General features: G+C 56.6%; 11 protein-coding genes and 4 pseudogenes. 3 read left to right on the plus strand and 12 right to left on the minus strand.

The genetic code is table 11. From position 1 onward, the window contains the following. The first annotated feature begins 325 nt into the window (after positions 1-325). Positions 326-664, plus strand: a complete 339-nt coding sequence (locus R6X40_RS26080) for a type II toxin-antitoxin system RelE/ParE family toxin (protein WP_318417462.1) — start codon at positions 326-328, stop codon at positions 662-664. Continuing rightward, a complete protein-coding gene (locus tag R6X40_RS26085; RefSeq protein ID WP_318417464.1) occupies positions 661-990 on the plus strand; it encodes a helix-turn-helix domain-containing protein in 330 nt (109 codons plus the stop codon). The genes R6X40_RS26080 and R6X40_RS26085 overlap by 4 nt, the downstream gene beginning before the upstream one ends. 1,004 nt (positions 991-1,994) lie before the next feature. Here the strand turns inward: R6X40_RS26085 and istA (R6X40_RS26090) are convergent. The 5 genes and pseudogenes from istA (R6X40_RS26090) to R6X40_RS26110 form a co-directional block, all read right to left on the minus strand. Then, positions 1,995-2,822: pseudogene (gene istA, locus R6X40_RS26090) on the minus strand (IS21 family transposase); the annotation flags it as partial. Between the two features lie 193 nt (positions 2,823-3,015). After that, positions 3,016-3,237, minus strand: a pseudogene (locus R6X40_RS26095) (DDE-type integrase/transposase/recombinase); the annotation flags it as partial. Positions 3,238-3,385: 148 nt separating this feature from the next. Next, positions 3,386-4,141 (minus strand): IS21-like element helper ATPase IstB, encoded by a 756-nt coding sequence (istB, locus tag R6X40_RS26100; protein WP_318417465.1) that lies wholly within the window; start codon positions 4,139-4,141, stop codon positions 3,386-3,388. 14 nt (positions 4,142-4,155) lie between these two features. Next, the gene (istA, locus tag R6X40_RS26105) at positions 4,156-5,667 is read right to left on the minus strand and encodes an IS21 family transposase (RefSeq protein ID WP_412178463.1); all 1,512 of its coding nucleotides are present in this window, start codon (positions 5,665-5,667) and stop codon (positions 4,156-4,158) included. Positions 5,668-5,875: 208 nt separating this feature from the next. Then, positions 5,876-6,007 (minus strand): annotated as a pseudogene (locus R6X40_RS26110) (IS6 family transposase); the annotation flags it as partial. 48 nt (positions 6,008-6,055) lie between these two features. Between R6X40_RS26110 and R6X40_RS26115 the strand changes: the two are divergent. Beyond that, positions 6,056-6,370: pseudogene (locus R6X40_RS26115) on the plus strand (transposase); the annotation flags it as partial. A 517-nt stretch (positions 6,371-6,887) separates the two neighbouring features. On the opposite strand, the gene ccoS reads toward R6X40_RS26115, so the two are convergent. The 7 genes from ccoS to ccoN all read right to left on the minus strand — a co-directional run bounded on the left by ccoS (position 6,888) and on the right by ccoN (position 13,793). After that, positions 6,888-7,043, minus strand: a complete 156-nt coding sequence (gene ccoS / locus R6X40_RS26120; protein ID WP_318417469.1) for a cbb3-type cytochrome oxidase assembly protein CcoS — start codon at positions 7,041-7,043, stop codon at positions 6,888-6,890. After that, complete coding sequence (locus tag R6X40_RS26125) at positions 7,040-9,157, minus strand: heavy metal translocating P-type ATPase (protein WP_318417471.1); 2,118 nt, start codon at positions 9,155-9,157, stop codon at positions 7,040-7,042. The genes ccoS and R6X40_RS26125 overlap by 4 nt, the downstream gene beginning before the upstream one ends. A 153-nt stretch (positions 9,158-9,310) precedes the next feature. Beyond that, the gene (locus R6X40_RS26130) at positions 9,311-10,117 is read right to left on the minus strand and encodes a DUF2189 domain-containing protein (protein WP_318417473.1); all 807 of its coding nucleotides are present in this window, start codon (positions 10,115-10,117) and stop codon (positions 9,311-9,313) included. A gap of 207 nt (positions 10,118-10,324) precedes the next feature. Continuing rightward, a complete protein-coding gene (ccoP, locus tag R6X40_RS26140) occupies positions 10,325-11,206 on the minus strand; it encodes a cytochrome-c oxidase, cbb3-type subunit III (protein ID WP_318417476.1) in 882 nt (293 codons plus the stop codon). Then, complete coding sequence (locus tag R6X40_RS26145; protein ID WP_318417478.1) at positions 11,197-11,367, minus strand: cbb3-type cytochrome c oxidase subunit 3; 171 nt, start codon at positions 11,365-11,367, stop codon at positions 11,197-11,199. The genes ccoP and R6X40_RS26145 overlap by 10 nt, the downstream gene beginning before the upstream one ends. A 10-nt stretch (positions 11,368-11,377) precedes the next feature. Then, the gene (gene ccoO, locus R6X40_RS26150) at positions 11,378-12,130 is read right to left on the minus strand and encodes a cytochrome-c oxidase, cbb3-type subunit II (protein ID WP_318417480.1); all 753 of its coding nucleotides are present in this window, start codon (positions 12,128-12,130) and stop codon (positions 11,378-11,380) included. Positions 12,131-12,134: 4 nt separating this feature from the next. Continuing rightward, positions 12,135-13,793, minus strand: coding sequence for a cytochrome-c oxidase, cbb3-type subunit I (gene ccoN, locus R6X40_RS26155; RefSeq protein WP_318417482.1), 1,659 nt, complete (start codon positions 13,791-13,793; stop codon positions 12,135-12,137). Positions 13,794-13,930 lie beyond the last annotated feature (137 nt).

Genomic DNA, 13,930 nt, shown 5'->3' on the forward strand with positions numbered 1-13,930 from the left:
TGGTTTCCGAAAATATCCATAGGATAGCCCGTACTCACGATACCGCGATTGCTTGTAGAATCGAGGCGAGCCAGGTGACGACCGCGGCAATCGCGACCACTCGTTCTGGTTTTTTGAAGAGAAGGGAAACTTGCATGTCGTGTGCTCCTTGAGACCTTGGAGCCTCAATAGACCAGAATAGATTGGCTTATGGTTACCGGGGGAACAGCCATCAGGCAGTGATCGAAATGGGATCCACATCGAGTGCCTTTTCTCTCAAGCCTGTAACCATTGACTTCATCCGGGAAGAAGCCCATATAGTAACCCACTGGGTTATAGGAATGACATGCAGACAGTTGCTGAAACGCCTTTATTCGTCAAGCAGGCGGCAGAGCTCTTCACCGAAGAGGAACGCAAGGAACTGATCGACTTCCTTGCATCAAATCCGACTGTCGGCGACGAGATCCCGGGTACTGGTGGTGTCCGTAAGGTGCGGTTCGGCGCCAAGGGTAAAGGTAAACGCGGCGGGGCGCGCGTGATTTATTACTGGTATAGCGAGGCGGCTCCGATCTACGCGCTTCTCGCCTACGGCAAGAATGAGAAGACGGATCTGAAACCGGAAGAAGCCAAGGCGGTCGCCGCATTTGCAAAGGCAATCAAGGCAGCGAACAGGAGCAAGACATGAGTGAGATGACGAAATTTGGTGCCGACCTCATGCAGGCCATGTCCGAAGCTTTGTCGCATGCACAGGGCAAGGACGTACCGGGTATGCGGCTGCAAGCCGTGGATCTTGGCACCGTTGATGCCAAAGCCATTCGAAAACAGCTCGACCTGACCCAGGATGAAATGGCGACGGTGCTCGGGACCAGCCCGTCCGGATACAAGAAGTGGGAGCAGGGGACACGGCAGCCCTCTGGTGCTGCACGCACCTTGCTGCGGATCATGGAAAAGGAGCCGGAAGCGGTCCTCCGCGCTCTTTCGATCAGCGCCGACGCCAAAGCTGCTCATTGATGGTTTCAGAGCCTCCGGTACAATCCAGTGAGACCTCCACGCCTGAGGATCGTCGGGTGCGATGGCGTCGGTCAATCGCGGCTAAAGTGGCAGCGGGCTTTCCGGTGGAAAGTGATGCTCGCTTTCTCGGTTGGATTGAGGAGTGGATTGCCGGCGACATCCCGATATCGGAGGTCCAGCGCCGCTACGCCGAGCTCTTGACCGGAAGAACGCCGTCAACCGTCGATATGGTTGATCTCACGACAAACACGATCCTTGACGACGTTCGACAGCGCGTGCCTGAGATTGCTGGCGTCCTGCTCACCTCACCCGAGGATCGAGCTGAGCGAGCTCGAAAAATTGGTGACGCTTGGGCGTTGGAACAAGATTAGCTTCATCAACACACGGCTTTGCTGTTTTTGATGAACGGCTCGTCATTCACGTTTTCTTTGCAAAGTCGACCGCAGTGTGAGGGAGCGCGGTTTGTTTTGCGTACGCGCCTTGCTCGTTGAGAGGGCAGGGGGCTCTGGTCCTTGGCGGCGAAGAGCACAGGTCGATCGGCGCTCTGCTCGACGAGAGAGCTATCATTCGCGGTTCATTGACGGACGGTAAGTTCCGGTGTGGCGCGCAAAACAGGCTGTCCGTCGATGAAAAGCGAACGACACAGCCCTTCTTGCCTGGCTGGATCCTAACGCGCGATAATGCAACATTATCGGTCGTTACGACGGGCAGACGGGCAGTGCGGTTGTCTCCTTACGATGGATTTAAACCGCACTACACAAAATCATCCCAGCCAAGCCTTGGGTGATATCGTCACCGGTGCATGCGGCCCCACCTTGGAATTCGGTTGTTAACCGCTCATATTAACTGCAATCCTGAAATGCCATTTCATTTCTATTTTTGTTCGCTACAAGGTACCCATCCGGTGAAGACCGCGGATTTATAGTTTCGGCTCGTCGGCCATAATTCGCTCGATCATTTCTGGGGCGCATTGGCAATCAACGAGGAAATGCCGAATGCCGCCCTGCCAGGACCGCACGTCTGCCAGAAACTCCTGCAGGCTCTCGATGCCCCGGTCTGTGAGGTCGCCTCGGGCGTGCTGGCAGTACGGTCGTATCGTAGTGTTCGGCGAAGGCAGCAAACGTCGCATTCAACGTCGGTTCGAACCAGAGAGCCTTGGCGACCGCGGATTTGAGGTTGTCGCAGATCGTCGTCTTCGTCACCCCGCCGAAGTAACTGAAGGCTCGCTGGTTTGCTTCGATCCAATCCGGCAGCTTCTGACTGAAGCTGGCATAAGAGAACGTCAATTGTGATGCGCTCAGGACGGCCACGTAGATCTGCGCTGCCCGGATCTCGCCGGAAGAGGGATCGATGATCGGGATCGTATGGCCGGCATAGTCGCATTCCATCGCCACGCCACCAACGTGACGGCTGCGATAGGTGGGTTTGGCGCGGCTCTCATAATCGGCAAAGCGGCAACAAAACCAAGTGTAGCCGTATCCATCCGGATGGGCCTCCCGGTATTCCTGCCAGAGCAGGTTGAGCGTTACGCCTTTGCGTTTCAGCTCGCTGGCGACCTTCGGCCAATTCGGCTCATCGCTGTCACGAGGAGGTCGCCCCATCCGGCGGAATAGTCGTTGCTCCAGGACCTCGTCATCATCCAGACCGGGTGGCAGGGGCCAGACCGCAAGCCCGGCTTCTCGCGCCCGCAGCAGATACGTCGAAACCGACGTCTTGCTCATCTTCAGCCGTTCGGAAACGGCGCGTATCGACAATCCCTGCTCGAACGTCAGTCGCAGTATCGATCGGATGTCTTTCACGTCTGTATGTCTCGCTTGCTTCCGTCTGGGCATCATGTCCTCGCTCAAAATACGAGGACAAATTGCCAGATCGGCGCTCACGAAAATCGATCTAAATCCGACGCGACTTTTGTCCGCGACTTAGTGAAATCACTGTCCCGGACTTACTGAAATCAGTGTCCGCGACTTACTGAAATCCTTGTCCCGAACTTTGTGAAACCCGCAAATTGCTTGACCAGTCTGGAAAAAAGCGCTTGGCAGCCTTGGTATTGCGGCGAGCTTGAACTAGAATGTCGAGTACGTCACCACCGGCGTCAATGGCCCGCCAGAGCCAGAATTTCTTTCCGCTGATCGTGATGACGGCCTCATCCATATGCCACTTATTGTTCGGCTTGGGCCGGTCTCTGCGAATGCAGTCGGCAAAATGTCGGCCAAAGCGGTTGATCCAGAGACGAACCGTTGCCCTGCTTGCGTATTCCAGTGAAGCCGGCCACCTATTCCGACACGAAGCCGGCCACCCATTCCGAATTCATTCCGGCCACGATTCCGGCGCGAAGCCGGTCATCTCAAGCTGAACTCTGGGTCTTGGCAATGAATGGATCTTGTTTGTCGCGCCGTCAAGCTTGGGTTGTTTCGGCGGCGGTGACGGAACGTTGCTTTCGCATGCTCTCGCCGGACAACTCGACGCGGTAAGCGTTGTGCACGAGGCGGTCCAGAATGGCATCGGCGATGGTCGGATTGCCGATCATGTCGTACCAGTGCTCGACGGGCACCTGGCTGGTGACAATGGTGGAGCGCTTTTCGTATCTGTCCTCGACGATCTCCAGGAGGTCACGCCGTTGCTCGTCATTGAGCTTCTCCGGCCCCCAGTCATCGAGAATGAGCAGGTCGGTTCTCGCCAAAGCCTTCAGTACCTTCGGATATCGGCCGTCCGCACGCGCTAATGCCAGGGTCGCGAAGAGCCTCGGGAGCCGATGATAGGCAACGGAGAAGTCCTCGCGGCATGCCTTGTGTCCGAGAGCGCAAGAAAGCCAGCTCTTGCCGACGCCGGCAGGTCCGATCATCAGTATGCTGTGGCGCTGCCGGATCCAGTCGCATCCGGCAAGCTTGAGAAAAAGATTGCGATCGAGGCCACGGGTGGCGCGGAAGTCAATGTTCTCGAGCTGCGCATCATGGCGGAGGTTTGCGGCCCGAGCCCTGGCCTCGAAGCGCTTCTGGCGTCGTGCGGTGGTCTCTCGCTCAAGAAGAAGTGCGAGCCATTCGCTGTGCTCGAGGTGCCTGGCTTCCGGTTGCGTGTCGAGTTCTTGATAGGCGCTTGCCATGCCGGAAAGGCCGAGATCGCGCAGCATGTCGATGGTGGGATTGGTCAGCATGATGGATTGTCTCCTCAATGAAAGTAGCCGGGACCGCGCAAGTTGGCGTGTTCCACGACGGCGGCAGGTTCGCTGGAAGTTTTTTTGCCCTTGTAGGTGGCGATGAGCGAAGCGATGGTCTTGCTGTTCAAACCGCCGATCTCGACAGCGCGTGCTGAAACGGCCTCGGCGCGGTCATGGCCGATATCGCGATAGAGACGCAGGATCCCCAGGCACGTTCTGAAGCCTTGTTCCGGATGCGGACGGCTGGCGAGAATGGCGATGATAAGTCCTTCGGTCTGCGGCCCGATGGACGTGCCCCATCGCCGGAAGCGTTCCGGCGTCCATTCGGCGTATCGTCGGTGCGAACTGGGCATATGCGCTGGGTCTGTTCCGTAACGCGGGCCACCATATCGGCGCTGATGCACAGCGACACGTTTGCCGCGATGGAAGATCTCGATCATCCGCGCGGTCGCCCGGACATCGACTTGGCTCCGGATGAGGCCGTGCGGGACGGAATAGAAGAAGCTCTGGAACTCGACGTGGTAATCCGTCGACACCCGTGCCAAACGCCATTCCGCGAACTCGTAGTGCTCGGCGGGCAGACCAGCGAGTGCTGCCTGTTCGACCGTCTCAAAGAGGTTCCGACGACTGACGCCCAACCGGCGCATGACGTGATTGTTGATGCGCTCCAGCATCTGGGCGATCGCGGCATTGGCCTCCGCGAGCGAGAAGAAGGTCTGTTTGCGAAGACGGCCGAGAATACAGCTCTGGGCGAACTTTACGCCATTCTCCACCTTGGCCTTGTCCTTTGGGCGTCGCGGACGTGCGGGTAGGACACCAACGCCGTAATGAGCGGCCATGACACCATAGCTGCGGTTGATCTCCGGATCGTAGAAGCTGGCGCGGTTGACGCCGGACTTCAGATTGTCCGGGATGATCAGCCGGGGAACACCGTTGAAGAAGCTGAACATGCGCACATGCGAGCCAATCCAGTCCGGCAGGGTCTGGGTCCATGTCGCTTCCGCGTAAGTGTAGCTCGATGCTCCAAGCACGCCGATAAACAGTTCCGCCTCGCGGATCTCACCGGTCTTGCGATCGACGATCGGCACCTTCTTGCCGGAATAGTCCACGAAGACTTTGTCGCCGGCGACGTGTTCCTGGCGCATCGTCGGTGACAAGCGCTTCTCAAAGCCACGGAACAGCTCGCAAAAACGGCTATATCCATACCCATCCGGATGAATGCTGCGGTATTCCTCCCAAAGGATCAGCAGCGTCACGCCTGGCTTCTTCAGCTCTATCGAAAACGGCCCCCAATCGGGCTCTTGGCGCAATCGCTGGCCCTGCTTAACGCCGGGGTGGACGAAAAGCTTGGCCTCAAGGACATCGTCTGTCAGGTCGCTGGCGAGGGGCCAACTCAACCCGGCCATCGCAGCCCGTTTCAAATTGTCCTGCACGGTGCTCCGAGCAATGCCAAGCATCACCGCTATCTCGCGGCTACTCGTTCCGCTTCCCGCAAGCCGCAGCATTTGTCGTATGTGTCGCATGGTCAGCTTTCTTTTTGCAGGCATTAAATTCCCCTCGTGAATATCGAGGGGACACATGCCAAGGTTGCTGACCCAGGGGAACTTGAGTGCCGGAAACTGGCCGGTTATTGATTGGAATGGTGGCCGGCTTCAAATCGGAATGGTGGCCGGTTAATCATCGGAATGGCGGCCGGCTTCAGAGCGGAATCCGCACCCTGCTCACGAAAACGCGTTCAGCGAGAAGGTCTTCCACATCGGCCGTGCTCATAGCAAAACGATGATAGGCCCAGACCGCGTAGGCGACAACTTCACGCGGAAAACGAAACCCCTTCAGACGGGGTAAAGTGCTCGGCAATCTCATGTCGTCTCGATAACCGAAACGTCGGGGTCAAACAACTTGGCAATACCCCTGAAATCCATCCGCAACCGATGGCCGTGGCTCCTACATGTCTTCGCCGATGGCGGCTATGCGGGCGACAAACTGAAAAAGCGGCTGCAGAAAATCGGCAAATGGACACTCGAAATCATCAAGCGTTCCGACAAGGCCAAGGGCTTTGAACTCCTGCCGCGCCGGTGGGTCGTTCAACGGACTTTCGCGTGGCTGGGACGATGCAGAAGGTTGGCCAGGGACTTTGAGACATCCATCGCTTCAGCAGAAGCCTGGATAACCATCGCTCATATCCGAATGCTCACCAGACGGCTGGCAAGATACGGATATCGTTGAAACCTTTTCGAGCCCAACTCTGAGAGATGTCCATGTTGCAGCGGCCAATGATCGATAGACTCCAATATTTTGTGACGCAGTAAGATTAGGGCTCGCAAGGTCGGCCGCAACTGCTGGATGAGACAGATCAGGCCCGCGCTTCTGCCGGTCTACGCCGTAGCAAAAGGGTCGGACCTCGCGCAGGTCCGCTATCTCACGACCCCTCTCACGACCGCCAAGACCGCTCCAATCAGCCCTCCGACAACGACGCCTGCGGAGCCTCCGGAAAGAGCTCCGACTATACAGTAGGCGACGAGAATCAAACTAAGTTGCGGAGTGAGGTACGCGGCTGCGCCAACTCCGATAACGACACCTATAATTCCGAATAGAACCCCTATTCCAGTGACCGCATCGGAAGGGTCCACTACACGAAGACGTGGCGCGGATTCCATGTCACGTGCGGTCACATCGTTTTCAAGGTTTTGCATAGATCACTCCTTGTTCTGGTTTCGCGTTAGAGAAAGGCACCCGCTGTCGATCACCCGATCGTGTCGTCCTCGTCCTTGAAAAGTATTCTTTCAGCCGCGCCGTCCAGGTCTTCATATTGTTTCGTACGCATAGACCATAAAAATGCCGCGACGCCGGCCCCACCCATAAGGATTGAAAGCGGAACAAGGACACTCATGGCCGTCAAAGGACCGGCTCCGCCAAGTGCCGAGACGGTGCGCGATGCATACTCGTATCTTTGATCTCTCCGCTGCGCAGTCGAAGCGCGTTCGCAACCACGATAATCGACGACGTTGACATCGCAATTGCAGCCATCAGAGGAGTGGCAAGTCCTGCTAGAGCGATCGGGAGACTGACCACGTTGTATAAGATGGCAAGCCCGAAGTTCTGCCGGATAATTCCGTTTGCACGCATCACGGTTTCCAATGTTGCCGATACGGCGGCCAAACTTTCCCCTTGAAAGATGAAATCCGTTCCCGCGCGACCGATTTCGCTTGCGGAAGACGGAGCCATTGAGACGTGAGCACACTTTAATGCAGCTGCGTCATTGACACCGTCGCCGATCATAAGGACATTCTTGCCATCCGACTGAAAGGCTTTTACGGCCGTGATTTTGTCACCGGGAAGAAGGCGGGCTCGGTAGTCCTCAATGCCTAACGCAGTCGCTACCGCCTTGACAGCCGCCTCTGAGTCCCCCGACAAAATGCAAATGCCCAGACCTCTATCGGCGAGATATTTGACGAGATCGTGCGCTCCTGGTCGGATAGTTTCGCCGAACGCGAACCGGGCGATAAACCTGCCGTTCTTGGAAAGAATCGAAGTTGTGGAGCCGTTATCGCCTTCACTTACACAGTCCCAGTCGGGTCTGCCCAAGCGATAGACATCTTTCCCATACGAGGCCTCTACACCGAGACCTGGAAAGTTTCTGACGTCGCAAAGAGGCAGCGTACTATACGGCGCGGTCTCCCCCCGAGCCGTGAATATCGCGATGGAAAGAGGGTGCTGCGAATGGCTCGCCATCTGAACGGCGAGCGCGAGATGTTCATCATCAATTTCATTTCCATTTAGCAGTGAGGGCGTTCCGGTCGTCAGCGTTCCTGTCTTGTCGAACACTACGGTGTCAATTTCACCGAGCCGCTCGAAGGATGATCCGTCCGTGGCGATTATACGCTGGTCAAAAAGACGGCGGGCGAGAACAACCTGCACCATGGGAACGGCCAAGCCCAACGCGCATGGACATGTGATGACAAGTACGGCAATCCCGATTGTGAGTGCCAAATGCAGGTCGCCCGTCGCGGCCAACCAGCCGATGACAGCCATGGCGGACAAGCCGTGGACGAGCGGCGCATACAGACCCGCCGCCCTATCCGCTAATCGAACATATCGGCCCCGCCCATCTTCCGCAGCCTGAAGCATGCGGCTCATCTCCGAAAGAGTCGAGTCCGTTCCAGCTGTCGTCGTTCGCAAGGTGATCGGCTGGCCGAGATTGAGTTCGCCCGCATATACGATTGTACCTGGCTCTATCCGCCTTGGCATGCTCTCGCCCGTAATCAACGATGCATCCACATCTCCAACTCCCGAGAGGACCACGCCGTCTGCCGCAATCCGTTCGCCCGGCGGAACGAGGAGACGCATTCCGGTGACGATGTCGGACACGGCGACATACTCCATCGCCCCGTTTTCCCCATAATGGTTCCCCCCTTGTGGCATCAGTCGCGATAGCGCCGCCACGGCAGATTTCGCCTTCTTCCTCATCATCTGATCAAGCGCACGCCCGGCGAGCAGCACGAAGACAAGCGAAGTGCCAGCTTCGAAATAGACGCTGGGAGCGTGAACAAAGGTGTCATACACGCTTAGGGCAAAGGAAAGCAGCACTCCCACACTGATCGGAACATCCATATTCAGGCGACCGTGCGCCAAGGATTTCCAGGCGGACCGATAAAATACACTGCCCGAGTACAGAATTGCGGGTACAGCAAGAAGAGCGGACAACAGATGGAACGTATGGCGGGTAAGAGGGTCTGCGCCTGACCAGACCGACACCGACAGGAGCATGATGTTCATCGAACAGAAGCCGGAGATAGCCAATCCGCGGATCAAAAAGTCGAGGGTCTGGTCGTCTTCCGATACCTCCGAAGAGGGTAGATGCGCCAGATATCCGGCGTTTTCCAAGGTCTCTATCAGGTTTGGCGGGGTTCCATCCTGGCTTTGCCAGTTGACCGTAACCCTTCTGGTGGAGAGGTTGACGCGCGCAAATTGGACACCGTCAATCTCCGAGAGTTTTCTCTCGACGGTCTGCATGCACAGTGCGCAATGCATTTCAGGCACACAGAGCGTTGTCTGGCGAACGTCGCCCTCCAGTACGCGACTCGCTAGGCCGACTTCATGCACGCTAGACCCATCGGGTTGCACGGCTTGGAGCGATCCTAGACCTGCGGCGCAGCAGCTCATACCTTACCTCATTTCCTGATATGCATGCCAGGTGGCATGGCCAAGCCAGGGAAAGATAATAATCAGCCCCAGAAGCCCTGAAGCAAGGCACGCGATAAATAGCGCTAGAACGACAGCTCCCCAAAGCAGGGTTGGTCCAAGATTGTTCCACACCATAGCCGTGCTGACGCCCATCGCCGTAAAGGCGTCTATTCTACGATCGACCAGCATAGGTATGGAGAAAACGCTTATAGCGAACCCAAACCCGGCGAACAGGGAACCGATCACAGCACCGACAATCAGCATGGCCCAACCTGTCGGTGTCGTGATCAACATTTCCACCATGTGGTCAAAGCCGGGAAAAGGACTGATCCCGAAGAAGAGGGCATACACCAATACGGCAGCGCGCATCCAAAGCAACATGAGCATCACGAGCAGCATTCCGGTGAAAAACACTTGCGCTCCAGCTCTGGGATGAACGGCTATCATGGAACGCAGCGAGACAGCTTCTCCCCGGCCCAGACTGCGGCTTTTAAGGTAAAGGCCAGCCGCCACTATAGGACCGACAATAAGGAAACCGGCCAGTGCCGGGAACAGGAAGTAGTCCCGTCCGGTGTAGAACATGTAGGCGATGAACACGATAGAGGCGATACAGACGACAAAACCATAAATGAGACTTGGCACTGGAACCGTCCATAGGTCGTGCCACCCGAGTTGTAGCCACCTGAACGGTGCATCAAGGGAGAGGTTGCGCTTCCATTTGGCATTACGGGTTTCCTCGATGTCAGAGACCTCGGAGACCAACAGCGGAGAGTGCTCATTCGCAATCATGTTCGTCATTCCTGTTTAACATGCGGGTTTGGCGGCACGGAATTTCCCAGGCTCGTCACCCCTGTCTTTAAGATGGGCGACGCAATCTGGCTGGCTCGATATCGCGACGTAAAGCAGATGTATGTTCGCGCCAAAGAACAGCACGGCCGCCGCGGCGACCAGGAACCATATTGGGCGAAGTTTTTTCCGCGTCTCGACTTGAAGCATTCACGGCTCCATCTGACCGAGCGAGTTGACGTAGAGTGCCAAGACCTTGATCTCCACTGGAGTAAGACGCTCGTCCCAAGTCGGCATGTGGCCTTCGCGGCCGCCGTGAATGGTATCGATGATCGTCTGGAGACTGCCACCGTAAATCCAATGCTGGTCTGTAAGGTTGGGCGCTCCCAGTTCCGGGTCACCTTTTGCTTCTTTCCCGTGGCAGGCGACGCACGTCGTTTGAAAAACCTCGCGGCCCTTGTCTATCTCCTCAATATTCTCGGCCGTCGACTTCGACGGGTCGCTCAGCGACTGCACATAAGCCGCGACGTCGCTGACCTGTTGGCGGTCTAGCATCTCATCGCGTCCGAAAGCGGGCATTTGGCCAACCCTGCTGTCCGGATGGCCCGAGTTTACGCCGACCGTTAGGGTCTGGGCGATTTTTTCAGGCCCGCCGCCCCAGATCCAGTCATCATCTGTGAGGTCGGGGTAATTGCTTCCCCCCTTTGCGTCCCGGCCATGACAGGCCGCGCAGTTGTCTCCGAAAAGCTGATGACCGCTCGATCGGACCGTGGCCATCAATTTCTCGTCCGCGCGGATCTCGTCGAATGACATGGACTTAACCTTGTCCATCCATCCGGCTCTTGCGCTTTCACCTTCACGCAGGCTTGCTTCGACCGCAGTCCGCTGATCCTCATGGAGGAGCCCCTTGGTATATGTCGCACCTAGTGGCCAAGTTGGCATGAGGAACCACCACAGCACTGCGAACAGATGGGTGGCGATCAGAAACAAAAGCACACCGCGGGGAATCGGAGTGTCGAGTTCTCGAATACCGTTCCAGATGTGACCTGTTGTCTTCCGGCCTGTGACCGGGTCGATTTCTTCTACGTCCAAGGCCTGTCCTCCTTGTCAAATACGTGCTCCTGCGCGTCTTTGAACCGTTCCTTGTTGGACGGCCAAAAAGTATAGATCAGCACGCAGATCGAGAATCCGATGAGGTAAAAGAGGCCCCAGGACTTTGCGGTTCCGACCAAGGTTTCATGGCTGAATTCCATGGGACGCTCCTCAGTTGTTTGGGTCAGGCATTTGTTCGGGCGCGGCTGTGTTTTCATACGCCGCGTTGGTCAGTTGGCCCAAGACCTGCAGATAGGCCACCAACGCGTCCATTTCGCTCACGCCTGCTGTCACCCCGTCAAATGCCGAGACCTGCGTTGCCTCGCCGTAGCGCTCAGTCACTCCGCTGGCTTGGGGACTGTCAGGCAGCGCCTGTCCGTATGCGTCGGCACTTGCGTTGAGAATCATGTCATTGGTGTAAGGAACGCCCACCGCCCTCTGCGCCCGAAGCTTCAACGGTAGCTCTTCCATGTCCAGTGCCGAAGTGCCGAGCCATTTGTAGGATGGCATGTTCGATTCAGGAACAACAGAGCGAGGATCGTTAAGGTGGGCCACATGCCAGACATCTGAGTATTTGCCTCCGATCCGCGCAAGGTCTGGACCTGTACGTTTGGAACCCCAAAGCATGGGGTGGTCATATTGCGATTCTACGGCAAGAGAATAAGGGCCGTATCGCTCCACCTCGTCGCGCAGTGTACGGATCATTTGGCTGTGGCATGCATAACAGCCTTCACGAACAAATATATCTCGCCCAGAGAGCTCGAGGGGCGTATAAAGTCGCATGTCGGCAACGTTTTCGACGGTTTCGTCAATTGTGAACAATGGTGCGATTTCAACGATTCCGCCGACACTGGCAGCAGCAATAATCGCAAGCATGAGCGCTGTCGCTGACCGTTCTAGTTTTCTGTGCTTCAGTTCGGTCATGATCCTACTCCGCTGGGGACGTCGCTGCGCCATCGACAGAGGCGGGGCCAATCGGTACGTCATCGCTGGATTTCTCCGAAGCGAGCTGAGGTGTTCTCACGGTCATCCACACGTTGTAGCTCGCGACGAGCGCTCCAAGCAGAAACAGCAGCCCACCGAAGGCTCGCGCTATGTAATAGGGGTACATGGCTACCAGCGAATCGACGAATGAATAGGCCAACGCGCCGTCCGCCGAGTAGGTCCGCCACATCAGGCCCTGGATGATGCCGGAGTTCCACATCGCGAAGACATAGATCAGCGTGCCGATTAGGGCGAGCCAGAAATGAACTTCAACGAGTGCGGAAGAGTACATTCGCTCGCGTTTCCAGATTGACGGCACAAGCGTGTAAAGGGCGCCAAACGTGATCATGGCGACCCATCCCAGCGCGCCCGCGTGCACGTGACCGACGGTCCAGTCAGTATAGTGGGAAAGGGAGTTAACGGGTCGGATCGCAAGGAACGACCCCTCAAATGTGGACAGTCCGTAGAAGAACGCCGCCATCATCATAAACCTCAGGGTAGCGTCGTCGCGTACTTTGTCCCATGCGCCGTTCAATGTGAGTAGGGCGTTTCCAGCAGAAGCCCAGGATGGAACGAGTAGCATCACCGAGAAAGTCATTCCGAGGTTTTGAACCCAATGCGGCAGCGCCGTGTAATGGAGGTGGTGTGATCCGGCCCACATATAAAAGAACGTTATCCCCCAGAAACTCAGAATTGAAAGCCTGTAGGAAAAGATCGGACGCTCTGCCCGCTTGGGAAGGTAGTAGTACAGCATCCCCAAAAAGCCGGCGGTCAGAAAAAAGGCGACCGCGTTATGGCCGTACCACCACTGCACCATGGCGTCTTGTACACCAGCCCATACCGTGTAGCTCTTGGAATGGGCAAGCGAAAGCGGTATCGCGAGGTTGTTGACGATATGAAGTATGGCGACCACGAGGATGAACGCCAGATAATACCAGTTGGCGACGTAGATGTGGGGTTCTTTCCTGCGTGCGAGCGTCCTGACGAAAAGGATGAAATAGGTCACCCAGACAACGACAAGCCAAATGTCCGCGTACCACTCCGCTTCGGCGTATTCCTTGGACTGCGTCACGCCCATGAAATAGCCTGAAACGGCGATAAGACAGAACAGATTGAAACCCAGCAGCACGAACCAAGGAGAAAGCTGTCCCGCAAGACGTGCCCGCGATGTCCTTTGGACGACGTGGTAAGAGGTCGTAATCAAGGCGTTGCCGCCAAAGCCGAAGATCACGCCAGTGGTGTGTGCTGGACGAATTCGTCCGAAGCTTGCCCAGGATGTTTCGAAATTCAGACTTGGCCACGCCAACTGCGACGCGGCCCATACACCGACGAACATTCCGAAAATCGCCCACCCCAGAGTGAGGCCGACGCCGACTTTGATCGGATCATCATAGTAGCGGCTAAACCGGGCGGGATCGGGCTCAGGTCCAAAGCTGCCTGACATAAGGAAATACAGTAGCAAGAGACTGTAGAGAAGGACGATGACCCCGTGGACTCCAAGCGCATCGGCGCGCCCGGCTGCGGCCATCGCGATTCCGACGATCGCCATTGCGATCAGGATGCCGGCGCCGTACATGCGCTCATCGGCAGTCAATTGTCCCATGTAATACCCTCCTTTTCCGATTTCCCGGTTTTCCAAATCCGAACCAGTTGACGGCTGTTACGGTCAGCCGTTGAGAATCCAAAAATGGCAACTGGGAACTCGCCAACGACCGGACCATCTGCCTTTAGCCATTGAAG

Source organism: Rhizobium sp. PL01 (assembly GCF_033447125.1).
GTDB lineage: Bacteria > Pseudomonadota > Alphaproteobacteria > Rhizobiales > Rhizobiaceae > Pararhizobium.